21 protein-coding genes and 1 other RNA gene are annotated in these 22,999 nt (G+C 41.6%); 6 read left to right on the top strand and 16 right to left on the bottom strand.

All coding sequences use genetic code 11. The features are described from left to right. The 12 genes from pknB to LM917_RS07720 all read right to left on the bottom strand — a co-directional run bounded on the left by pknB (nucleotide 1) and on the right by LM917_RS07720 (nucleotide 12,848). A complete protein-coding gene (pknB, locus tag LM917_RS07775; protein ID WP_232696933.1) occupies nucleotides 1–1,998 on the bottom strand; it encodes a Stk1 family PASTA domain-containing Ser/Thr kinase in 1,998 nt (665 codons plus the stop codon). Beyond that, nucleotides 1,980–2,768, bottom strand: coding sequence for a Stp1/IreP family PP2C-type Ser/Thr phosphatase (locus tag LM917_RS07770; protein ID WP_232696932.1), 789 nt, complete (start codon nucleotides 2,766–2,768; stop codon nucleotides 1,980–1,982). Before LM917_RS07770 ends, pknB begins: the two co-directional genes overlap by 19 nt. 7 nt (nucleotides 2,769–2,775) lie before the next feature. Then, entirely contained in the window at nucleotides 2,776–3,846 is a 1,071-nt protein-coding gene (gene rlmN / locus LM917_RS07765; RefSeq protein WP_232697167.1) for a dual-specificity RNA methyltransferase RlmN, read from the bottom strand. 170 nt (nucleotides 3,847–4,016) lie between these two features. Then, nucleotides 4,017–5,366: a 16S rRNA (cytosine(967)-C(5))-methyltransferase RsmB gene (gene rsmB / locus LM917_RS07760; RefSeq protein WP_232697166.1), complete on the bottom strand. Its 1,350-nt coding sequence runs from the start codon at nucleotides 5,364–5,366 to the stop codon at nucleotides 4,017–4,019. 13 nt (nucleotides 5,367–5,379) lie between these two features. Continuing rightward, nucleotides 5,380–6,333 carry a methionyl-tRNA formyltransferase gene (gene fmt, locus LM917_RS07755; RefSeq protein WP_232696931.1) on the bottom strand — a complete coding sequence of 318 codons (954 nt, stop codon included), beginning with the start codon at nucleotides 6,331–6,333 and terminating at the stop codon, nucleotides 5,380–5,382. Between the two features lie 3 nt (nucleotides 6,334–6,336). Continuing rightward, nucleotides 6,337–6,816 carry a peptide deformylase gene (gene def, locus LM917_RS07750; RefSeq protein WP_232696930.1) on the bottom strand — a complete coding sequence of 160 codons (480 nt, stop codon included), beginning with the start codon at nucleotides 6,814–6,816 and terminating at the stop codon, nucleotides 6,337–6,339. A gap of 64 nt (nucleotides 6,817–6,880) precedes the next feature. Then, complete coding sequence (priA, locus tag LM917_RS07745) at nucleotides 6,881–9,313, bottom strand: primosomal protein N' (protein ID WP_373688768.1); 2,433 nt, start codon at nucleotides 9,311–9,313, stop codon at nucleotides 6,881–6,883. A 6-nt stretch (nucleotides 9,314–9,319) separates the two neighbouring features. Then, the gene (coaBC, locus tag LM917_RS07740) at nucleotides 9,320–10,585 is read right to left on the bottom strand and encodes a bifunctional phosphopantothenoylcysteine decarboxylase/phosphopantothenate--cysteine ligase CoaBC (protein ID WP_232696928.1); all 1,266 of its coding nucleotides are present in this window, start codon (nucleotides 10,583–10,585) and stop codon (nucleotides 9,320–9,322) included. A 261-nt stretch (nucleotides 10,586–10,846) separates the two neighbouring features. Next, nucleotides 10,847–11,050 carry a DNA-directed RNA polymerase subunit omega gene (gene rpoZ, locus LM917_RS07735; protein ID WP_232696927.1) on the bottom strand — a complete coding sequence of 68 codons (204 nt, stop codon included), beginning with the start codon at nucleotides 11,048–11,050 and terminating at the stop codon, nucleotides 10,847–10,849. A 3-nt stretch (nucleotides 11,051–11,053) separates the two neighbouring features. Continuing rightward, nucleotides 11,054–11,668: a guanylate kinase gene (gmk, locus tag LM917_RS07730; protein WP_232696926.1), complete on the bottom strand. Its 615-nt coding sequence runs from the start codon at nucleotides 11,666–11,668 to the stop codon at nucleotides 11,054–11,056. Between the two features lie 23 nt (nucleotides 11,669–11,691). Then, the gene (remA, locus tag LM917_RS07725; protein WP_232696925.1) at nucleotides 11,692–11,952 is read right to left on the bottom strand and encodes an extracellular matrix/biofilm regulator RemA; all 261 of its coding nucleotides are present in this window, start codon (nucleotides 11,950–11,952) and stop codon (nucleotides 11,692–11,694) included. Between the two features lie 14 nt (nucleotides 11,953–11,966). Then, nucleotides 11,967–12,848 (bottom strand): YicC/YloC family endoribonuclease, encoded by an 882-nt coding sequence (locus LM917_RS07720; RefSeq protein ID WP_232696924.1) that lies wholly within the window; start codon nucleotides 12,846–12,848, stop codon nucleotides 11,967–11,969. Nucleotides 12,849–13,017: 169 nt separating this feature from the next. On the opposite strand from LM917_RS07720, the gene LM917_RS07715 reads away from it, so the two are divergent. From LM917_RS07715 to LM917_RS07705, 3 genes are all read left to right on the top strand, one after another. Next, nucleotides 13,018–14,730: an Rqc2 family fibronectin-binding protein gene (locus LM917_RS07715; protein ID WP_232696923.1), complete on the top strand. Its 1,713-nt coding sequence runs from the start codon at nucleotides 13,018–13,020 to the stop codon at nucleotides 14,728–14,730. A 123-nt stretch (nucleotides 14,731–14,853) separates the two neighbouring features. Next, on the top strand, nucleotides 14,854–15,513 hold the full coding sequence (locus tag LM917_RS07710) for a hypothetical protein (RefSeq protein WP_232696922.1): 660 nt from the start codon (nucleotides 14,854–14,856) through the stop codon (nucleotides 15,511–15,513). Between the two features lie 120 nt (nucleotides 15,514–15,633). Continuing rightward, entirely contained in the window at nucleotides 15,634–16,194 is a 561-nt protein-coding gene (locus LM917_RS07705; RefSeq protein ID WP_232696921.1) for a hypothetical protein, read from the top strand. Between the two features lie 218 nt (nucleotides 16,195–16,412). Here the strand turns inward: LM917_RS07705 and LM917_RS07700 are convergent, their stop codons facing one another. Both LM917_RS07700 and ssrS read right to left on the bottom strand, forming a co-directional pair. Next, a complete protein-coding gene (locus tag LM917_RS07700) occupies nucleotides 16,413–17,396 on the bottom strand; it encodes a LacI family DNA-binding transcriptional regulator (protein WP_232696920.1) in 984 nt (327 codons plus the stop codon). Nucleotides 17,397–17,947: 551 nt separating this feature from the next. After that, nucleotides 17,948–18,138: non-coding RNA, 6S RNA (gene ssrS / locus LM917_RS07695), on the bottom strand. Nucleotides 18,139–18,734: 596 nt separating this feature from the next. Between ssrS and LM917_RS07690 the strand changes: the two genes are divergently transcribed. Further along, nucleotides 18,735–18,905, top strand: coding sequence for a YjzC family protein (locus tag LM917_RS07690; RefSeq protein WP_232696919.1), 171 nt, complete (start codon nucleotides 18,735–18,737; stop codon nucleotides 18,903–18,905). Nucleotides 18,906–18,988: 83 nt separating this feature from the next. Here LM917_RS07690 and LM917_RS07685 read toward each other — a convergent pair whose 3' ends face one another. Both LM917_RS07685 and LM917_RS07680 read right to left on the bottom strand, forming a co-directional pair. Then, nucleotides 18,989–19,228 (bottom strand): hypothetical protein, encoded by a 240-nt coding sequence (locus LM917_RS07685; RefSeq protein ID WP_232696918.1) that lies wholly within the window; start codon nucleotides 19,226–19,228, stop codon nucleotides 18,989–18,991. A gap of 164 nt (nucleotides 19,229–19,392) precedes the next feature. After that, entirely contained in the window at nucleotides 19,393–19,932 is a 540-nt protein-coding gene (locus LM917_RS07680) for a GNAT family N-acetyltransferase (protein WP_232696917.1), read from the bottom strand. 792 nt (nucleotides 19,933–20,724) lie between these two features. Between LM917_RS07680 and LM917_RS07675 the strand changes: the two genes are divergently transcribed. Both LM917_RS07675 and LM917_RS07670 read left to right on the top strand, forming a co-directional pair. After that, on the top strand, nucleotides 20,725–21,243 hold the full coding sequence (locus LM917_RS07675; protein WP_232696916.1) for a hypothetical protein: 519 nt from the start codon (nucleotides 20,725–20,727) through the stop codon (nucleotides 21,241–21,243). Nucleotides 21,244–21,414: 171 nt separating this feature from the next. Next, nucleotides 21,415–22,368 (top strand): stalk domain-containing protein, encoded by a 954-nt coding sequence (locus LM917_RS07670; RefSeq protein ID WP_232696915.1) that lies wholly within the window; start codon nucleotides 21,415–21,417, stop codon nucleotides 22,366–22,368. Nucleotides 22,369–22,999: the final 631 nt, after the last annotated feature.

Here is a 22,999-nt window from a genome sequence, read left to right as displayed (position 1 = left end):
CTACTCATTATAATACACGGTTTGATCCAGTGATTCATGGCCATTAACATACAATAGAATTCTTGCATTCGCTTTTGGTGAGAGAATAACTTCTACATTATAGATCTTACTTTCTGCGATCGTTTCCGCTACTACTTCCATCTCTTTATTGCGTGCGTCCTTGACGACAATTTTAACTTCAGCTGGTATTCCTTCTTCCACATCTACCCTGATCGGATACGGTTTTATTTTCGTATCAGCTGGGTATTTGCCATTACTAACGACCAGGTTTACTTTTGTGCCTTCCACGACGGAAGCACCTTCTGCAGGATCCGTCCGCAGTACAATTCCTTCTTCAGCGACTTCATAGGAGCCTTCAGGGGTAATACTACCTAAATCCAATCCACGATTTCTCAATTCTATTTCAGCAAGTGTCCATTTTTTATTCACAAGGTTAGTAGGTACAGTTGTCTTTTTCTTACCTGCGCTTACCTTCAAGGTGACTGACGCATTCATAGGTACCACCTTGGTTCCTGGCAATGGATCCTGGGAAATAACCTCGCCAGCTGGAATCTCATTATGTTCTTCCGTAACGATTTTAGGTGCAGCCTTGAACTTGTCGAGTTTCATCTGCTCAATAGCTTCTTCTTGCTTCTTACCTGTATAGTCAGGCATCGGAATCTCTTCTAAACCCTTACTTACATAGACGGTAACGGTAGAGCCTTCTTTCACATTCACCTCAGCGACAGGGTCTTGCTTATAAACCGTTCCTTTTTTCGCCTCGTTAAATTCCTCAACAGGAACCGTCTTCAGGTTTACATTCTTCAGAGCGGTTTCTGCTTCCTGTAGGGTCACTCCTACAACAGGTGGAACGGATACCTCTGGCACTGTAAACAAGTTCATTGCCAGATTAAAACCGAAAAAGGCAAGTACGATGAACAGTCCGCCAATTCCAGACCAGAGTAAAGCCTTTTTCCACCAAACAGACATCTTCTCGCCATCCTCTTCATCGTCGTACGCTTCATCATCATCTTCGTAATCCTTTGTCATCACTTTCGGTGGTGTCGCAGGCTCATTCCGATACAGCGTATAACTATCTTGCTTAGACTTCTCCAGCATCTCTGGTGTGATTGCCGCAATTACTCTTGTCTCTTCATCATCAATGTCACTCATCAGCGATAATTTAGACTCATTGCGTCGTTCCACAGACAAGCACGTCTCCAGGTCTTCCATCATAGCTTTAGCTGATTTATAGCGCATGAATGGATCTTTTGCCAGAGCTTTAATCATCACATTTTCCAGACTTTGCGGAATTGCAGGATTGATCTTACGTGGTTCCGGTAGCGGGTCCTGCAAATGTTTTAACGCTACAGTAATTGGTGAATCTCCAGAGAAAGGCAATTCCCCCGTTACCATCTCATACAGGACAATCCCAACCGAATAGATATCAGACTTCTCAGCAGTATGACCGCCACGTGCTTGTTCTGGAGAAAAATAGTGTACCGAGCCAAGCACAGAGCCTGTTTGCGTAATCGTCTGTGACGTAACTGCTCGTGCAATCCCAAAATCTGCTACTTTAACCCGTCCATTTTTTCCAATCATAATATTGTGCGGTTTAATATCCCGGTGAATAATTTGATTCTGGTGTGCATGTTCTAGTGCATCACATACCTGAATCGCAATTCGAACAGCCTCTGCGGGTAACAATCCGCCATGAGCTGTGATCAGTTCTTTTAAAGTGGAGCCCTCAATGAACTCCATGACCATGAAATGAATATCTTCATCCTGTCCTACGTCATACACACTAACGATATTAGGATGAGAAAGGCTAGCTACTGCTTGCGCCTCTCTTCTAAATCTCTGAACAAAGTCTTCATCTGTGCCAAATTGGGGTCTCAGCAATTTGACGGCAACCTGTCTGTTCAAGACAAGATCCTTTGCCTTGTAGACAATGGCCATTCCTCCGCCACCGACCACTTCCTCTAGTTGATACCTTCCACCTAGTCGTTGACCTTGCATTCTGCTCCCCCCTCTTTCTCACAGACTTGCAAAGGCTTAGTTTTGTTGCGAAGTGCCACACAAGTAATGTTATCTTCTCCACCTGAATCAAGTGCATACTGCACCATGACATCTACACTTTCCTGTAGCGGCCCTGGCTGAGATAACATTTTTTGGATCATCTCATTTGGCACTTTATTAGAGAGCCCATCGGAACAAAGCATCACAATGTCGCCTTCACTCCAGCTATACTGCCCCAGATCAATTCTCACATTTCCCTCGGTCCCAAGAGCACGCATGATCACATTTTTTTGGGGATGAACGGATGCTTCAAAGGAATTGATCTGCCCTGTTTTCAGTAATTCCTGAACCAGGGTATGATCTTCCGTATGCTGGGTCAAGCCATCTTCTTTATATAAATAGATTCTGCTGTCTCCAATGTGAGCTGTAACCCCGCGCTCTTCCTTTACTAACGTGGCGACAACTGTTGTACCCATACCACTGCATTCCGGGTGACTCTCGGCATATTCAAACACTTCCCGATTCGCCTTGATTAGCGCATTCATCAATAGCTCTCGTTCATCTTCTTCTGTCATATCGTCTTCCAATTTTTTCATCTCTTCCAAAATACTTTCTACTGCCATTTTACTCGCTACGTCGCCCGCTTTGTGACCACCCATACCGTCTGCGACAACCGCGAATACTCGTCCAGCCAAATCAACCGCACATGCATAAAAATCTTCGTTAACTTGGCGAACGCATCCAACATGCGATTTCATCGCTATTTCCATCAAATAATCACCTTGCCGTTTCTTCAGCGTGTTTGGCACGCAACTGTCCACAAGCAGCAGCAATGTCGCTACCATGCTCTCTACGAATCGTTACGTTCAAACCGCGATCTTCCAGAATTCGTTTAAAGGCAAAAATATCCTTTTTCGGGGTACGCACATAATCACGTTCCGGCACATAGTTAACCGGAATCAAATTGATGTGGCACATTAAATCTCCTACTAAATCAGCCAGTTCTTCCGCATGTTCAGGCTGATCGTTCTGTCCTCCAAACAATCCGTACTCAAATGAAATACGTCTACCTGTCTTGGCTACATAGTGGCGGCATGCTTCCATCAGCTTAGGCAGTGGAAAGCCTCGGTTAATCGGCATCAGCTTGGTACGCAGCTCCGTGTTAGGAGCATGTAGGGAGATTGCCAGGTTAACCTGCCCGCCACGTTCAGTAAATTCATAGATCTTAGGAACAATTCCACTTGTTGAAACAGTAATGTGGCGTTGTCCGATGTTAAGACCAAGATTATCGTTAATAACATTCAAAAAGGAGAGTAATGGCTCAAAGTTCTCAAATGGCTCTCCAATTCCCATTACGACTACATGGCTAGCACGTTGTTCGTCTTGATCAAGCACACGTTGCGCCTGAAGAACCTGTGCAACAATCTCCCCAGCTTCCAGATTGCGCTTCAAACCACCCAACGTGGAGGCACAAAACGTACAGCCAATACGGCATCCTACCTGAGTTGTTACACAAATGCTGTTTCCATAGTTATGACGCATAATTACTGTCTCGATTGCATGTCCATCAATCAATTGGAACAAAATTTTAATCGTTCCATCTGAGGATTCTTGACGCGTTATCTCAGACAGAGCATTCATTCGAAAGTGCTCCGCAAGTTTTTCACGCATCGATTTTGATAAATTGCTCATTTCTTCAAAATTGGTCACTCTCTTAACATAGAGCCAGTCAAAGATTTGCGCTGCACGGAATGATTTTTCTCCGTTTTCTTCTAGCCATTGTTTCAATTGCTCAAGACGTAGGCTGTAAATTAAAGGTTTATGTTCAGTAAAGGTTGGTATGTTTATCAATGTAATTTCACCTTTTAATAAGATTATGATGGAAGGTAGCTGAAATAAAACCGTTACTTTTCCTCAGCTAAAAAACCTCCATTTCTTCATTTTACCCTTTGTCACCAAAAAGGAAAAGTGGAATGCCGACAGTAGTAGGCTCCACTTTGATTTTCCTGCTAATTTATTTAGCTTTTTTTCTTTAAACGCGCGATAAAGAAGCCGTCACTTCCAAAATGATGTGGAAGAATTTGTACATATCCTTTTTCCTTGTCCATCTTCTCTACAACAAGTTGTGGCATGTCCTGGTACAGCTCTTTATCCATTTCAAACGAATCATTTTCCCGAGCAAAACGTTCTACAATGTTCTGATTCTCTTCTACATCTATGGTACATGTACTGTAGACAAGATAACCACCCGCTTTTACAAACTTGGCTACTTGTGTGAGCAATTCATACTGAATTTCTGAAATTGCCTCGACGTCACTACTTTTTTTGTTCCATTTCAGATCTGGTTTACGTCTGATAACCCCAAATCCACTGCATGGAGCATCCAGTAACACACGATCAAATAAACCAACTTGTTCCTGTGTAAGATCACCAGCATCTGCAACCATTGTATTAATCATCGTAACTCCCAAACGTTTGGCAGTCTGTTCAATCAGCTCTCGCTTATGAGGATGAATATCGCAAGCCACGATTTCACCCTCATTTTGCATGCGCTCAGCGATATGTGTAGTTTTCCCACCAGGAGCTGCACATGCGTCCAAAACGCGCAGTCCCGGTTTAAGTTGAAGGGCAGGGGCAACTAGCATCGAGCTTTCATCCTGGATCGTGCAATCCCCATTTTTAAACCAAATTGAACCTGCCGCATAACCTTGCTTCAATAGAATAGCGTCATCAGTGACCGCTGAAATTTCCGCTTCCGGAAATGACTCCTTCATCTCCTCCAATAAGTTATCTGGAGAAGTATGAAGCCGGTTTACACGTACGGTAGGCATCGGGGGTTGGTTATTGCTCTCACAGATTGCAATCGTAGTCTCTTCACCATATTGTTTTAACCAGCGGGAAACTAACCATTCCGGATGAGAAGTGGTAATGGCAATCTGCTTAGCCTTCCCTTTAGGGAGCTTGTCCCAAGCTTCTGGTGTACGTAGGACATTGCGAAGAACACCGTTGACTAGGGAGGATATTCCCTTGTGACCACGTTTTTTGGCGATCTCTACAGCTTCATGAACGGCTGCACGCTCTGGTACTCGATCTAGGTAGCGAATCTGATAAAGACTCATACGCAATAGTTGCAAAACCCAACCTTGCAGTTTTTTTGTGCCGCCTTTCACAAATTGGTTAATCACTTCATCCAGTGTATTGCGGCGTTGAGTCGTTCCATATACCAGCTCCGTTACAAGACCTGTATCTGCCTTGGAAAGATCCGCACGTTCCAAAGCATGTTTCAATTCCAGATTACTATAAGACTGGTGCTCTTCAATTCGTATTAAAACGTCCAAAGCCACTTCACGAGCTGTCATTTTCTTCATGTTTGACACGTAATTATTCTCCTACTTTCGAACCAAGGGCAATAGAAGCACCTGCACCACGTAAAAAATCTAGCATGCTCATGCGCTTTTTGCCTTCCGGTTGAATTTCCTTGATAACGATGCTGCCTTCCTTGCAAGCAACAACCAAGCCGTCCTGACGACGTTCAATAATGGTACCTGGTTCTCCGAGAATTCCTGTAATCTGGTCTTTTTCCGTCCACCAAACCTTCCATATCTTCCCTTCAAACGTAGTGAACGCTACCGGCCGAGGATTCATCCCTCGAACCTGGTTATATATTTGAACAGCTGTCATATTCCAATCTAAACGTTCCGCTTCACGTTTAATATTCGGAGCAAACGTAGCCTCCTCGTGATTCTGTGGTTGTGGGTCGATATTACCCGCAATCAACTTCGGAACGGTTTCCATCAATAACCGAGCTCCTGCTGACGCTAGTTTTTCAAACAGAGTCCCTTCGGTATCCGTTTCTTCGATCGGTACAACCACTTTCGAGATCATATCTCCTGCATCAAGCGCTTCTACCATGTACATAATGGTGACTCCAGACTCTTGCTCTCCATTAATAATACTCGCATGAATAGGCGCTCCCCCACGATACTTAGGCAAGAGCGAAGCATGGACATTGATACAGCCAAATTTCGGAGCATCAAGCAATACTTTAGGCAAGATCTGACCATAAGCTGCTGTAACAATCAACTCTGGTTTGGTTGCCTCCAGAATTGCTTCCAGTGCTTGTGGCTCCCTGATTTTTTCTGGTTGATAGACAGGGAGGTTATGGCGTAGTGCCACCTCTTTCACAGGAGTAGGCGCAAGGATACGCTTACGCCCCACCGGACGATCTGGCTGACTGACTACACCAACCACATTGTAGCCGTCTGCAAGTAATGCTTCCAGACTCTGGGTAGCGAAATCAGGAGTCCCCATAAATAATATTCTGGTCTCTTTCAACGCTTATACCCCTTCCTCTTCCTCTTTTGCAGGGAAGACCTTATCCGCAATGTCAATAAAGAGCACGCCGTTCAAATGATCCAATTCATGTTGAATGCAACGAGATTCCAGATCATCTACTTCCAACTCATAAAAGTTGCCATCACGATCTTGCGCACGCATTTTTACCCAATCATGACGACGCACGTTTCCTTGTAATCCAGGAATGCTTAGGCAGCCTTCCGGATAATTATCGAATTGTTCGCCACGGAACTCAATAATTTCTGGATTTACCGCTTCAATATACTCATCACCACAGTCCATAATGAAAACTCGTTTGGAAATACCAATTTGTGGAGCAGCCAGCCCTACACCATTTGCAGGGTACATCGTATCTTTCATGTCATCTAGCAATTTGTGCAGATTGGAATTAAACTTTGTTACTTTCATTGCTTTCTCTCGTAAAATCGGGTCTGGGTGCTTAACAATGTTACGAATAGCCATGAAAAAGGCCTCCTTCTATTTCCATTCATCTATTTTTTCTGTTCTTCGTGTATTACATCCAGATTTATAAGAGCATCTGTGGATCAAGGTCAATTGAGAGTATTACCTTGTTCTGTTTCAGCCACGAATCAAAATGCATGGACACCTGCGCTAGCAAGTCAAAAATTTTCGGTTCATCCCGATATTTTAACATGAGCTGAAAACGAAATCTATCTTTGATGCGTGAGATTGGCGAGGTTACCGGACCAAGTAAAATAGTACTATCTGCCAATCGGGGACGCAAGTAATCGGCAAATTGCTCCGCTGCTTTAATCACCATAGGTACATCCTCGTGAGCAAACGTAATTAATACCAGCCTAAAAAATGGTGGATAACCGTTCTGTTTACGGAGTACCATCTCATCATAATAAAATGCCTCGTAATCATGGTTGGTTGCATGTGTGATACTGTAATGCTCTGGTGTGTAGGTTTGAATAACTACATCACCTGTTAATTCATGCCGACCAGCCCTTCCACCTACTTGGGTCAACAGCTGGAACGTTTTTTCGGCTGCTCGGAAATCTGGCAGATATAACGATGTATCTGCTGCAATTACTCCAACTAGCGTTACTTTTGGAAAATCAAGCCCCTTAGCAATCATCTGTGTTCCAAGAAGAATATCCCCTTGCCCGGTACGGAACTTGGTAAGTAAAGCTTCATGCGCCCCTTTTTTCGAGGTGGTATCCACATCCATTCGGATCACTCTAACCCCTGGGAAAAGCTTAGACAGCTCCTCCTCAACCTTCTGCGTACCCGTTCCGAAAAAGCGGATATGATCACTCTGACATTCTGGACAGTTTTTTGGCTGTACGATCGTGTACCCACAATAATGGCACCTTGCCGTATGATTCGTCCGGTGATAAGTGAGCGAGATATCACAATGCGGACATGCTAATGTGAACCCACAAGAGCGACACATCACAAATGTAGAAAATCCACGTCGATTTAAAAAGAGAACGATTTGCTCCTGCTTTTTCAACCGATCTTCAATCATATTGTGCAGATCCCGACTAAACATCGATCGATTCTGCTGACGCATCTCTTCACGCATATCCACAACCTGTACTCGCGGTAAGGGACGGTTATTCACCCGCTCTTTCATGGTAAGGAGCTGATATCGCCCTCTAGTAGCCAGGGCATAGGTCTCCAGTGCAGGTGTCGCACTACCCATAAGTAAGACTGCCTGATTCTGTTGCGCTCGCCATATAGCAACATCACGAGCATGGTAGCGCGGCGTCTCTTCCTGTTTATAGGAACCCTCATGCTCCTCATCAATAATAATGAGGCCAAGATTACGAAAGGGCGCAAACACGGCTGATCGAGCTCCGACAACCACTTTTACCTGACCGCGAAGAATTTTTCTCCACTCATCATAACGTTCACCTTGAGATAGGGCGCTGTGCGTCACAGCGACCTGATCTCCAAATCGCCCCTTGATCCGTTCTACCATTTGGGGTGTCAGCGAGATTTCCGGCACGAGAAAAATTGCCTCTCGATCTTTGGCAAGTGTCTGTTCAATTACTTCCATGTAGATTTCTGTCTTGCCGCTACCTGTTACACCATGCAATAAAAAGGCTTGATATTCTTCTGCTTTTATCGCTTTTTCCATCGCTTTCAGGCATTTTTCTTGTTCCGCTGTTAATATATGCTTCGTAGGCATGGCAAAGGTACGGTCTGCATAAGGATCTCGGTACACTTCTTTTTGCGTAAGCGTGATCCAGTTTTTCTTCTCCATACTCGTTAAGGTAGAGCGTGTCAGCCCTAGTTCCATTAATAAATCCTTCATTGGAACGGGCTCTGTTTTATCGAGAAGAAAAGCGATTACTTCTTTCATTCGCGCAGAACGCGCAGGCAGGCTATCCATCAATTCCATCGCCTGCATCTCACCCAAGGAGAGTGCAACATGCGCTACTTTTTTCCGAGTAATCCTGTCTTTCACCGTGTACTCGCTCTCCACGATTCCTTGCCTGATATAACCGGGTATTGCTTTACCTTCATCAGGAAACTGCTTTTCCACTTCCGTTTGTTTCATGCTACCTTGATTAAATAAATACGTAAGAAATCCAGATTGCGTAAGCAGCTCTCGGTCAGGCTCGTCCACTAGTGAATACCACTTTTCTGTTTTACCTTTTAATACAGCAGGTAACATAGCTGCAATTGCCATCGTGTGAGGGCAGAGGTAACGAGTGCTCATCCATTCAGCCAGTTGGATCAACTCCAGCGTCAGTGGAGGAACATCATCCAACACCTGTTCAATCTCCCGCAGCATCTTGCTATCTGAATCATTTGCTTCTTCTGTTATAGAGACCACATACCCCTGAACTTTTCTTGGACCAAAAGGTACAATGACACGTCCCCCAACAGCGAGCAGTGGTTCTAGCCAAGCTGGTATTAGATAATCAAACGGACGGTTGGTACGTGAAACGGGAATATCTACGATAACCTTGGCGATTAACATCATGCATTACTCCTGTTTCGCTGGTGTCACTGAAGTGATTTCCTGTAGGATTACATCCAATAGCTTATCAGCTACTTCCCGCTTACTCATTTTTTCAAAAGGAATCGGGGCTCCGTTTTTACGATAAATCGTTACGATATTCGTATCGACTCCCATCCCCGCACCGTCTTGTGATACGTCGTTCGCTACGATCATGTCCGTATTTTTACGGTTCATTTTATCGATTGCATGTTTTTCCACATCTTGTGTTTCGGCTGCGAATCCCACTACAAACTGGTTCTGTTTCCGCTCTCCCAGTGTTTGTAGAATGTCAGGACTCTTGACCAGCGACAAGTGCCAATCATCTTTATTTGTTTTTTTCATTTTATGTGCAAATACTTTTTCTGGGCGATAATCGGAAACTGCTGCTGACTTAATTACTACATCAGCCAGATCATAATTAAGTAGTGAAGCATCTAGCATCTCCTGAACAGACTCAATGGGAATAAAGGTTACTCCTGATGGTTTCGTAAGAGCAGTCGGTCCGCTAATCAAAATGACATCAGCCCCACGATCACGTGCTGCTTCAGCAATGGCATAGCCCATTTTCCCACTGGAGAAGTTGGAGATATATCGGATTGGATCAATTTTTTCACGAGTTGGTCCTGCCGTTATCAAGATTTTTTTGCCAGACCAGTCTTGGTTCTTCGTGGCTTGCGGTCCAGCAAAACGGTCATGACCGTTTGGTTCAAAAAAACGAGATATCGCTGCTAGAATCTCCTCAGGCTCAGCCAGACGCCCCTTCCCTATCCAACCACAGGCTAGCATACCTTCACCAGGCTCTACCAGCATGGCTCCATAGGAGCGAATTCGTTCCATATTTTGTTGAACAGCAGGATGATGGTACATATTCACATTCATGGCCGGAGCAACCATTACCGGTGCTTTGGTAGCTAAAAGCATAGTTGAAAGCATGTCATCTGCTATTCCATTGGCAAACTTGCCGATTATATTTGCCGTTGCCGGTGCTAAAACAACTAGATCTGCCTTGTCGGCTACGTCTATATGAGATATTTTCCCTGGTACAGGTTCCGTAAACGTATCGGTGTAAACCGGCTGATGGGAGAGAGCTTCAAATGTAAGCGGTTGTACAAATTTTGTGGCATTACCTGTCATTACAACATGAACGTCTGCACCTGCCTGTGTCAGTTTACTGGTCAACGCTGCCGCCTTGTAAGCAGCAATTCCGCCTGAAACACCTAGTACAATCTGTTTTCCCTGCAAGTTGTGCATATCGATGACCTCTCTTTCGTGTAAGAAAAACGTTAATGGAAGTCCATTTCGAAGAAGCTGGTTCTTCTTTAGTGGATGTTTTTCATGCATTTCGGGAAGTAACGCTCTGACGTTTATTCTTTCCGATATAGTTAGAAAACTTGGTTCTGCCAAGCCTTGGTGTTCGTAAAGCCTTAGTTACACATATGCGGATAAGAATGTATACCATTCTTATCTGTTTACGCAAAAAAACAACCTCGAAAGGTTGTTTTACGCCTGATGTTATTTTGTAGATGGTAATTCGTACTCCAGACTATCTGATACGATTTCTTCCAAAGCTTGACCAACAAATTTTTTGGAGAATGGTTTTTCTACATTCAGATCATTCACTTCACGCAACATACGAGCACGCTTAGAAGCAAGTGTAACCAATGTGTATTTGCTTTCTACTTTGTCTACCAAGATATCAATGGATGGATATAGCATGGATTAAACCCCCTTGAGCATTTTCATAAATTTATGAACCTGGCGATCCTTTTTTAAATGTTCTGCTGTTACGATCGCCTTGATCTTTTCACAAGCTGTTGAGATTTGATCATTTACCACCACGTAATCGTAGTGTTCCATCATCTCAATCTCTGTACGGGCTACCGCCATGCGATTACGGATAGATTCCTCTGTTTCCGTACCGCGACCAACAATGCGGCTCTGTAATTCTTCCAGATCTGGAGGAGCCAGGAACAAAAAGATCCCTTCCGGAAACTTTTCTTTTACCTGCATAGCACCTTGGACCTCGATCTCAAGGATGACATCTCGACCTGTAGCTAACATCTCCTCCACAAATCGTCGAGGTGTTCCATAATAGTTACCTACATATTCTGCCCATTCCAAGAGCTCATCTTCACGAATCATTCGCTGGAACTCTTCCTGTTCTTTAAAGAAGTAGTTTACTCCGTCCACTTCATTGACGCGTGGCTGTCTTGTCGTTGCCGATACGGAGTAAATAATCTCTGGCATGTATTCGCGAAGAGCTGCGCATACTGTGCCTTTCCCCACTCCAGAAGGCCCTGACAACACTAACAGCAAGCCATGGTCGTTGTCCATATCTGTTGATTCAACTCCTACTCTTATTCATCAGAATCGTCATCTTTATTCGTGAGACGCTGTGCAACCGTCTCGGGTTGGACAGCAGACAAAATAACATGATCGCTGTCAGCAATGATTACAGCGCGGGTTCTACGTCCATATGTAGCATCTACAAGCATATTTCGATCACGAGCTTCTTGAATGATCCGCTTGATTGGTGCAGATTCAGGGCTAACGATTGAAACAATGCGATTCGCATTTACAATATTTCCAAATCCGATATTAATCAGCTTGATTCCCATAGAAATGGCACCCCTCACTCAACGTTTTGCACTTGCTCTCTCATCTTTTCCAGTTCAGTTTTTACCTCAACGGCAAGACGCTGAATCTCCAAATGATTAGCTTTGGACGCTACGGTGTTTGCTTCCCGGTTCATTTCTTGCAACAGGAAATCAAGTTTTTTACCCACCGCGCCTTCTTGTTGTAGCTGTTCTGCAAGTTGGTCACAGTGGCTCTGTAAACGGATAATTTCTTCCGATATATCAGCTCTCTCTGCCATCATAGCCACTTCCTGAAGCAATCTTGCTTCATCATAGCTTTGTTCATGCATAAACTCTTCTATTTTACTTATAATTCGCTTGCGATACAAGTCTTTTACCTCTGGAGTGTAGACTTGCATTTTTCCTGAGCATTCTTTGATCAGTTGAAGTCGGCTCTCCAGATCAGCCTGTAAAGCAATTCCCTCTCTATTTTTCATCAAGAGGAGATCTTCCAATGCATAGCTTGTGCAGGTCGTTAAAATTCCCTCGATCTGTTCCTCTGTTAAGACTGGAGATGTAGCTTCTGTAATGACTCCTGGCATGTGCAAAAGGTCTTTGACATGCAAAGGCTCAGGCAAACTAAAACGCTCGTTTAATTGCCTAGAAGCCATCACATAAAATTCAGCTGTCTGCCAATCGACTGTTAGCGAAGCTCCTTTTTCTACCAGTTGCTCCACATTAATTGACACATCAACACGTCCACGTTGAACACAAGCAGAAACCTGCTTCTTCATGCGATCTTCAAACATCATCCAATTCTTAGGTAATCGAACGTGTATCTCACAAAAACGATGATTAACGGCGCGTATTTCCACCGTCAAACGAATACCGTCACGCTCTATCTCTTTTCGGCCGAAGCCAGTCATTGAAGTAATCATGGCTCACACTCACAGACATAAAATCGTTAATTTATTATAGGAGAGAACAAAGGGTAGTGTCAACTTATGGTTAGGCCATAATTCCCACCACTACTTGGGTTCACCCCCGGTATATGGTAAACTTGTGGAATAGATTTTGAATGGGAAGGAAGCATGAGGTGAAATAATAGTGGCTTTTGACGGAATTGTTACTAGAGCGGTTACACATGAGCTATCTTTTCTCGTTGGTGCCCGCATTACTCGTATACATCAGCCGCACGCTAGCGATATTGTCCTTACTATACGTGCGCAAAAAGATTCACACAAAGTTCTTATGTCAGCCAATCCTACCTATCCAAGGATGCATGTGACTACCGAGGACTTTACCAATCCACAGGAAGCCCCAATGTTTTGTATGCTATTGCGTAAACATTGCGAGGGTGGTGTCATTGAGGCGATTAATCAGGATCATCTGGAACGTGTCATCACGATTGATGTCAGAAGTAGAGATGAACTGGGTGATGTGACAATCAAACGAATCATGATGGAGATAATGGGACGTCACAGCAATATCATATTGATTGATCCTGCAACCAATATGATTTTAGACGGTATCCACCATGTATCGCACGGTATCAGTCAGTATCGTCAGGTATTACCAGGTCGTCCATATATCGTCCCGCCTGTCCAAAACAAACGTAACCCACTAACGGTCAGCGAGCAGGAATTTCTCATGGCAATTGACTGGAATGCAGGAAAAATTGATAAGCAATTGGTCGATTGCTTTAGCGGTTTAAGCCCTCTGATTGCTAAAGAGATCGTGTATCGTGCCAAGTTATCCACACGAGATGCTCTCTGGCAAGCATTCCATGAATTAATGACAGAGGTTAAGGAACATCGATACCTGCCTACTCTCATCATTACTCCTGCGAAATCGGCTTTCTCTATTACTACACTCACTCATTTAGGTGAGGGTGAAAGTAAAACATTCGATACAATCAATGCTTGCCTACAGCATTTTTATCAAGATAAGGCAATGCGAGACATTGTAAAACAACGAGCACAAGATCTTATTCGAATCGTGACCAATGAAAGAAATAAGAATGTAAAGAAGATTGATAAACTGGAACAATCTATTGTGGATGCACACGAGGCTGATCGATTCCGCCTGTATGGTGAATTAATGACAGCGAACATGCACCAGATGAAAAAGGGAGATACGGAACTCACAACGGTAAACTGGTATAGCGAGACAGGAGAAACCGTAACGATTCCCCTCGACCTTCAGAAAACACCATCTGAGAATTTACAGTCTTACTACAAGAAATACAACAAAGCTAAAACTAGCTTGCAATATAGTAAGGAACAAATCGATCTTGCAAAACAAGATATCGAGTATCTGGATGGTTTACTAGTTCAGCTATCTCATGCCTCTCTGGCTGAAGCAGAGGAAATTAGAGAAGAGATGGTAGAGCAAGGGTATTTACGTAATCGTAATAAACGAGGCAATAAAAAGAAAAAAGAGCTCGTCCCTTCACTTGAAACCTATTATTCTTCAGAAGGAATCCCCTTATTGGTAGGAAAAAATAACAAACAAAATGAATATTTAACCAACAAATTAGCAGCAAGTTCTGATACATGGCTTCATACCAAGGATATTCCCGGTTCACATGTTGTGATCCGCTCTCGTCAGTTTAGCGACCAAACTTTGCATGAAGCGGCCATGATCGCAGCTTATTTTAGCAAAGCACAGCAAGGCAGCAAGGTTCCTGTTGATTACACCCTGATCCGTCATGTGAAGAAACCAAATGGAGCTAAGCCCGGCTACGTCATTTATGAACAGCAAAAAACATTATTTGTAACGCCAGACGTGTCATTGGTTCAGCAGCTAAAAAAAGTCTGAGAAGTAATTTTCTCAGGCTTTTATTATGGTTATGTTCCTTGATTTATTTGTGATCTTCATGTAAATTCGATCATTCTTTATAATAAAAAATGTTTCGAATAATCACTGAAAGGATTGAGTCATTTGCTAATCACTCTGCTACTAATTCTATTATTTCCTGTCTCACATGACTATGCGTTTGAGCAATATTCGAAGACCTTTACCATTGCAAGCGATACACATAAACTTAGCGTCCCCATTCAACAAATACCCGATCTGAATAACTATTTTTCATCCTATTCTTCTTCAGAAAAAGCGGTTGAACTGAAAAGAATTCATGCTGAATCTTTCGAAACAAAAGACCATTCGATCTTCTTTATCATTTCGTATAATTGTGGAAATAAACGATGTGATAATCTGCTTTTGAAACAGAAAGGCGATTCATTGCAGTCCACTTTCTTAATAGAATCAAGTATCGTCACAAATTTTCTCCTTTCACCCGATCACTCCAAATTGCTCATTCAATTTGGTCGCAATGAAGGTAATCTGGTGCTTAGAAGCTCACTAGCTGTATTACGTACAGACGATCTTGCTCTCCTCTCTTCTCCTTCAACAAATAGAGGCTTCTATTATGAAACCATTTTTGGCCAATCATTCACACTTCCCTTATATAAATCAACATGGATTGATTCTTCTACCGTCGAAGTTACAATTCCTGATCTCAAACATGTTAGTTATGAGCAACTCCTAGCATGGCAATCTGAATCACAAAAAAAGAAAACTCTCTCCTTTTCATTTCCATAAAACTAAGCATATTTACTAGTTGTTGCTCATTGAATAGCTAAGTAAGTTATCAGGAATAAAAAGGCTGATTCTGACCACCCTAGTGAAAAAGAGCGCCTTTAAAGAAGGAGAGTTATCTAAATGGAAGTAATCGGGATGGTGCAGACTGATATAAATGAATTTAGCATTTTATTTGATGAAGAAGGAAAAGGCAAGAACAATAATGGAGGAAATAACGAAAATAATTCGGGGCAGAGTTCCAAGAAAAAGGACAACTCAGAAGAGCAGGGATTTTTCGGATTTCTTGGAGGAGATATCTTAGAATCAGAGGACATCCGTGAAAAAAACAAGTCTGCTGGAAGCAACAAATCCTCAGGTCAACAGCAACAGAACCAGCCACAGGAAATGACTGTGAGAATAAAAGGAATCCCTGAAGGCGAGAAAGCAACCTTCATACAAATGTATCAAATCTTGAAGGATGCGAAGCAGGTATCTGATCTGGAACAACGAGTAACAGTTGTAGCCGTTCACTCGAATAATAGCCAACAAAATAATCAATCTAGTGGTCAATCAAATAGTCAGTCCTGTAACCAAAACAGTCAGCAGTCACAAGGTTCAAATAAACAGGGTTCAAGTCAAAACCAGCAGAACAGCAGTAGCAATCAGCAGTGTTCAAGTAACCAGCAAGACCAATTCTCTTAAGAAAAACATTTATTAGATTACTAGCCAGGATTGTATAGAATCGTTTTCTTTCCTTCCTACCATTTTGGGATAAAACCAGCTTCTCTTTTCACCCTTCGCTAAGTTCCTTGCCCCACAAAGGCGCTGGACTGCTTGCACTGTGTGAAAAAAGAAGCTGATTCTTCTTTGAGCGTTTGTTTTCCATACAAATCAGGTTGATCCGGGGAAATTATTACACATCAAGCACTACCTCTTTCAAAGAATCGGAGTGGCAACTCCACTTGTTTTATTGGAACAGCACTCTCTCCTTGCTCCAGTCGCTCCATTAACAGTTGAAAAGAAGTTTGCCCCATTGTAAAGCTGGGTAATTCCATCGTCGTTAAGTCCAACAGGCTGGCAATAGGAAGGTTATCAAAACCAATAACCGCGAGATCTTCCGGTACGCGCCAGTGTAGTCGCTTTGCTTCCGTTATGATACCCGCTGCTGGCAAATCTCCAGCAACAAGAATTGCTTCCGGACGATCCTTCATTTCAGCAAGTTTGCGGGCGACAAAAACGCCATCCTCAATCTGGTAACAGTTCTCAAAAATCCACTCTGGCTTCACGTCTTTCCCCAATGCCTTCACGCCTCGTACATAAGCTTCCTTACGCTTTTTCCCGTTTCTTGTATCACTTACTCCCATGCAAAAGGCGATGTTCTGGTAACCTTTTTGGACCAGATAATCAAAGCTTTGCTTTGTACCTGCATAACGGTCTATATGAACGTATGAGATCTCTTTATGATCAACCTTTTGACAGGCAACGATTGGACCGAAAGCGGTATATGGAGTAATTGCATCCCATTCCCCTTTTTTAGAGACGATAATAACTCCATCAATCTGTTTTGTTTTCAACATCTCCAGAACACGTATCTCTTCATCAGTATCATAATTACTCTGACAAACGATTAGTCGATAATTATACTGTAAAGCCTGCTCGGCAATTCCCTCCAGCATAAGAGCGAAGCAAGGGTGATTAACAAAAGGTAAGATGATCGCAATCATTCCTGTCTTTCCTTTGACAAGATGAACAGCATTACTGTTAGGTGTATAACTTAGCTTTTCAACCGCTTTCCAGACCGCCTGACGCTTTTCATCACTTACATAAGGATGATGATTAAGCACACGAGAAACGGTCGTAACAGAGACACCTGATAGTTGGGCAATCTGTTTAATATTTGCCATCCAACACCCTCCCTAATGATTGCACAATCCATGGAGCAATTTTTATCTATGACATTTAGTATACAAATTGGTTTTATCTTAACAGAAAATAACACACCATTTCATTATCTTCCAATAAAGTATAACAGTAAAAGGTTCTGAGAAACCCTTATTTCTTGGGTGTTCATAACAATGGTATTACTCTCCAGGATTTTTGAGGTTCATCTTCATCCTGCGATCGTGGAGAAAACCAGCTTCTCTTTTCATCCTTCGCTAGAGTCTTCGCCCTACAAGGAGTTGGGATGTCCGCTCCGCACTATTCATCGGGGAAGCTCAAAACGATGTCCTCACTGTAAGTTGCTCTCGTTTCGCTTCTTTTTCCCGATGAATAATGCTCCGCTTAGATGGGCTTCGCAAAGTCGCTCAGTATGAAAAAAGAATCTGGTTTTTCAAGCTGTTGGTTTTACTTGCTTTTTTCCACTGTAACCCTTTGCAGAAGAAGCACAGAAGTTTATACATTCTTACACATAAAAAAAACCTGAAGCATAAATGCCCCAAGCTTGTTTGATAATATGTACCCCGCTCTGCCGTCTTGCTTCAGATGTTTCTTTTAACCTGAATATACCAGGTGGGTGACTCTGTTGTGCTTTTGCCTTCCCATACGTCCAAATGGAGGTGGGCGTGGCATAGACCCAATCTCTCTGTCTCCCTAGAAACACTTAAGGTTAAAAACATAGTAGCTTAACGCACATCGCAGGAATTAATATCTCTTTTGTTCTTATCGTTATTCTAACACAGGTTAGAGAGAGACTCAATCCCTTTCAAAATCTCAGTATATTTTCAAAAATAACAAAAAGGAGGCGTCTTCAGAAAACGCCTCCTCTTTGTTCATCAGTTTAGTAGTCCCAATGTTTTTTCATACTGTGATGGCAGGAATCATAGTCTTTTTCTATTGGACAATAAACCGGTTTGAAGTATGGTACGCAAGTGCAAACTTTTTTCATGTGCTTTTCATACAGTTTTGGTCTGACTCTACCTCCGTCATGCCCTCCATCATGACCTCCGCCATGACCTCCGCCATGACCTCCGCCATGACCTCCACCATAACCTCCATAAGAGTTGCAACAATTATTTTTTCTTCTTCGTCTTCTACAACAGAATCCCATGACAATCATCCTTTCTTTGTTTGATACGTTACAACGTATGTAAAAATCCCACCCGGTGACTGATGAAAACACCTAGTTCATAGAAAATAAGCGATTGTCCTGATTCATTTGTCACGATTCACAAACTTTTCCTGACATGTGCCACCTTGAAATCGAAAATAATAACAACCAATAAGAAAATGAGGTGACGATAATGGGTGAACAGAGTCGTTTTCGGGAAGGTCAAAAATCTCCAAAAAATCAGGTTTACATGGAAATAGGCGAATCTGGTTCAAATGTTGAGGACCCGATGATTGTGGAATTGAAGAAAGATGAAAAGTTTCCGGCTACTCGAAATAAAAATCGTGTGTGGACGCAAAAATAAGTACTCCCTACTTTATTGGCCTATTAGGAAATTATGAACTACCTAAAAAAATCCCCGGAAGTATAAACTCCGGGGATTCAGTATTAATCTTCTTCTTCCTCATCATCTTCATCTTCTTCATCGCCTGTTAAATAAATGATTTCAACTCCTAAATCTTTAAGTAGGTTAATTACTTCCGCATTTAATTGCTCATCAGCTAACAGGCCAAGACTTTCTACGAGTTCTAGTTCTTCCAGATCTTTGCTTTCAGCATCTTCAATCAGCTCTATGATTTCAGTCATTCTTTTTTCTTTTAATGCATCTAGAATCTCTTGTTTTGTCATACTCCGCTCACTCCCGATTTCATTCAAATGTAGGCCTATTGGCTACTTACTGTTATTATACTATACCCATTTCCAAGAGAAAAAGGCGCACATTCTCATGCATCCGGCATCGCATCAGCTTTTTCCATACAGGTTGATTTTCGAAAAGACTAGCAGTACTTGAATTATTTCTTTCTGTATTCGATTAGCCAGCAATCTCTTGCTTCCCCCTCATGAATTTCATGCTTAGGTAAAAGCTTTATCTTTTGAAAACCACAGCTTTCATAACAACGAATTGCTCTCTCATTCCAGGTCTGTGGGTCCATAATTATCTTGTGTGCTCCCATTATATTTATTAGATACTCGATCATCGCTGCCACAAAAAGTTTGCCAATGCCACGATTCCAGTATGTACTCTCACCTATAAACTGATCTGTTCCATAGATCACTTCGTTTTCATCGTACCCATACTCTATTTTGGTTTGATTCTCTACCTCATAAAACTGGACATAACCGATTTCTTGCCCTTCGTATTCAATGATGCAGCGGCTCTCAGCATCATCTTGTACATAAAAATTCTCCATAACTTTATCCAGATCATGAGGGTTGTCTCTTCCTTCATAATACTCTAAGACAATTGGATTGGAGAGCCATTTTACGAGGTTGTGCTTATCCGAATCACGTAGTGTCCTTACTTTTAGCAATTCATTTTGGAAAATGAACACCACCAATCCTCCTCCTATTTCTACCATTTACTGATACAATCCTTTTACATTCGAAAGTGTTGAACTATTTCTGTAATCATACCTATACCACATAGTAATACAAAACTGGCTGCACAAGAAATAACAATCGTTTGAGTAAATAATAAATCTTTGTTTTCATTCATCAGAAGTAACTCCCTTCTTACATTTATATGAATACGTATTTATTCATGTTTTCATCGATGATTTTTTATGAAATTCTCCGTGGTCAAATTATTCAATTTAACACCTGGTTAGCTATCTGATTGCCATACCGTTCTCTTTGGCCTTTGGGCGAAGTGTAGCTATGGCTCATTTCTAACGGCTTGAATATGTGGTTACTCATATATTGGGAATAAAGCTTCCAATCATTAATGTATACACAACGGGCTTTCCTTAGCTGGCCTGTAATTTCTTCAATAACGTTAGTTTAGAATGAAGGAAGTGCCGAACCCATCGATTTCCCTTACAGTTTCATGCTCCGATCCTTACAATTATGTCACGTAGCGCTTTCGATACCATCGGTGACATTTGAAATAGCTCCGACAATTCCAGATGAAGTAGAATTGGTTAAGTTTGAACACCTAGAAACACATAAACTTCCCCCGCATTAGCAGGGTTTTATTAGAAGGCCGTAACACAGGTCTTTTTCTATGTTCATCTAATTATCCGGCCTTCGCTCCACTAACGGGTAGGATTAACGCAACATACGATTCATTTAATTTGGTCTTGGGAATATTATCCTCAAAAGATAAATACAACGGAGGATAGCGTATGTTCCGGTTCTCTATTTGCATCTTACTTTTGGTTTCATGTTGGTTTTCTGGAAGCAATGTTTATGCTGGACCTGAAACTTCCCCAAAACGAGAACAAGCGACAATAATTGATTCATTTTTGGCTGGGTTACAAGCAGAGACACCAAAACAAGCTGTTGAATTATGGGTTCTAGGTGTTAAAAATCGTAGTGGTGCCGTCCAATATGCTACGCTATCGCCAAATCTACAACAAAAGACAAGGAATCAATTTGAGAAAAGGTCTTGGGGTACAGGTCAATCAAGTCCGTGGGTTGAAAATGTCCGTTTCGTAAAAGAAGAAAAGATAAGTGATACCGAGGTACAATATACGATAGAATACGAGTTACTAACTTCTGAAGCAAACTACGGTAAAGGACAAAAAGTAGTTACGGTAAAAAAGAACCCTGAACCATTGAGAAAGAACTGGTTTATAACTGAAATTACTACAAAGTTTAATGAATACGAGGCGTTTACTCCTGCCGAAACAGTTATTAGATAATATCAATGGGCCTCGTATGAGGTCCATTTTAAATATTGAACTAATGGGCAGTATAGCTGAGTAAGAAAAGCTGATAACAGGAAAATATTTTTGGTAAATTACCCATTTTTTAACAACTAATCGAAATGTTTAACGTCTATACCAAGAAACAATAAAAAAAGAGGTGTAGTTTTGAAAAAATTTATATTGGGATTAAGTTTCGGTTTAGCTATTGCCTGTTCATCTGTTGCTTTGGCTTCTGGCTCTATTCAAGCCTTGTTATTCCCAGCAAGTATTGAAATCAATGGTAGTCATATTGCATTAAACAATAACTACCAGGTACTGAATGTAGATGGAAATGCTTATGTACCCATTCGTTTTGTAGCTGAAAATTTGGGAGCAACCATCGACTATGATGCAGAATCAAAAAAAATTTTTATCAAAAATAAAAAACTAGACTTAACAGATCCGGATTACAAAGGCATATCTGTAGGCAATATCATATTAACTAAAATAAGTAATGGCACAAAAGTTACTGGTCAATTGAAAATGGAAGGAGTAGGAAGCTCAAAAAATATGATTGGAGCAAACTTGACTTTTTACAATGATAAAAGCGAAAAAATCGGAGATGTTGCAATAAATGGAAATGATTTTGGAGTCGATTCTCAAACATTTGTGACAGAGGGTTCAGGTGATTTTAGAGAATATTCAACGGTCAACCTTCACATTGGCGCTGTTAATAATCATATTATTAGTGAAGCCCCAAGCATACTTTATGAAAACATGAATTACAATTTCACACTTAAGCTACCTAAAAGTTGGGAAGGGAAATATGAAGTAATTGAAGATACTGATACTATTCATTTTATTAGCAAAGCAAATAATAACATACCAAAAGAAAAAGGGTTTATGGGACTGTTATTTACTATCCATATATGGTCTAAAGAAAAATGGAGTAAAGACGAGGAAGAAGTGAAAGGGCTAATTCAAATATCAAAGATTGGAGAAAGGGGAGACGAAATTTTCACAATAAACACTCCTTCAGATGTACAATACGATCCAAACGATGACAAATTAACGGCAGAATATAAATCCATGTGGGACCACATAAATACGGTTAAAACCAGTTTTAAATTTAAAAATTAACAAGAAAGTTTCCACGTGGAAGCCTTTTGTTACGCTAACTGGTTCGATAGTTCAAAGCAGGTTATCAAGACTTATTTTTTCACAATAGCGTATTAATTAGTGCTAATTCTTTATATTCATGTATTCAATGATATAATCAGTATTAATTGACTCTTACACCTTATACAACAAAAAACAGTCAAAAACACGATATTAGTGTTTTGGGACTGTTTTTTAATTTGTGTGTGCTTTCAGACCGTTAAGTGCTGGTTTGGTGAAAGTCCAACAGGTATAGCCTCAAAGTTGAAACCAACTAGTGAAGAAATCTAATCCGAAGCCGCGGCTGTACATTGAAAATAAAGTATTAGACCGAATGTGTTTAGTTCACGTGGCTTTTTCAACCACAAACCGTCAGACTCCGTAAATTAAGTTTTAGACTAACCCCAGAAATTGAAACAGCGACAGCCATGGACGTGAAAATAAAGTCCTAGACTGTCACTGTTTCATTGAACTAACGAACCCGTTAGTTCAAGATATAAGTAAGTAATTCCCTATATATCAGATACACCTGGTTTCCAACCTACTTCTTGCGACCAAATATGAGCTTTCTGTAAAATATCCCAAACGATAGGTCCTTTTCCTTCCACATATT

Origin of the sequence: Brevibacillus daliensis (genome assembly GCF_021245735.1) — a bacterium.
GTDB lineage: Bacteria > Bacillota > Bacilli > Brevibacillales > Brevibacillaceae > Brevibacillus_B > Brevibacillus_B daliensis.
The sequence above is the reverse complement of the archived record's forward strand: the minus strand, read 5'-3'. Positions and strand labels throughout refer to the sequence as shown.

Excerpts from the sequence above, each read along its gene's own strand:
- pknB (WP_232696933.1), bottom strand. The coding sequence starts at position 1,998 with ATGCAAGGTCAACGACTAGGTGGAAGGTATCAACTAGAGGAAGTGGTC.
- LM917_RS07770 (WP_232696932.1), bottom strand. The coding sequence starts at position 2,768 with ATGGAAATAGCGATGAAATCGCATGTTGGATGCGTTCGCCAAGTTAAC.
- rsmB (WP_232697166.1), bottom strand. The coding sequence starts at position 5,366 with ATGAAGAAAATGACAGCTCGTGAAGTGGCTTTGGACGTTTTAATACGA.
- def (WP_232696930.1), bottom strand. The coding sequence starts at position 6,816 with ATGGCTATTCGTAACATTGTTAAGCACCCAGACCCGATTTTACGAGAG.
- priA (WP_373688768.1), bottom strand. The coding sequence starts at position 9,313 with ATGTTAATCGCCAAGGTTATCGTAGATATTCCCGTTTCACGTACCAAC.
- coaBC (WP_232696928.1), bottom strand. The coding sequence starts at position 10,585 with ATGCACAACTTGCAGGGAAAACAGATTGTACTAGGTGTTTCAGGCGGA.
- rpoZ (WP_232696927.1), bottom strand. The coding sequence starts at position 11,050 with ATGCTATATCCATCCATTGATATCTTGGTAGACAAAGTAGAAAGCAAA.
- gmk (WP_232696926.1), bottom strand. The coding sequence starts at position 11,668 with ATGGACAACGACCATGGCTTGCTGTTAGTGTTGTCAGGGCCTTCTGGA.
- remA (WP_232696925.1), bottom strand. The coding sequence starts at position 11,952 with ATGGGAATCAAGCTGATTAATATCGGATTTGGAAATATTGTAAATGCG.
- LM917_RS07720 (WP_232696924.1), bottom strand. The coding sequence starts at position 12,848 with ATGATTACTTCAATGACTGGCTTCGGCCGAAAAGAGATAGAGCGTGAC.
- LM917_RS07705 (WP_232696921.1), top strand. The coding sequence starts at position 15,634 with ATGGAAGTAATCGGGATGGTGCAGACTGATATAAATGAATTTAGCATT.
- LM917_RS07700 (WP_232696920.1), bottom strand. The coding sequence starts at position 17,396 with ATGGCAAATATTAAACAGATTGCCCAACTATCAGGTGTCTCTGTTACG.
- LM917_RS07690 (WP_232696919.1), top strand. The coding sequence starts at position 18,735 with ATGGGTGAACAGAGTCGTTTTCGGGAAGGTCAAAAATCTCCAAAAAAT.
- LM917_RS07685 (WP_232696918.1), bottom strand. The coding sequence starts at position 19,228 with ATGACAAAACAAGAGATTCTAGATGCATTAAAAGAAAAAAGAATGACT.
- LM917_RS07675 (WP_232696916.1), top strand. The coding sequence starts at position 20,725 with ATGTTCCGGTTCTCTATTTGCATCTTACTTTTGGTTTCATGTTGGTTT.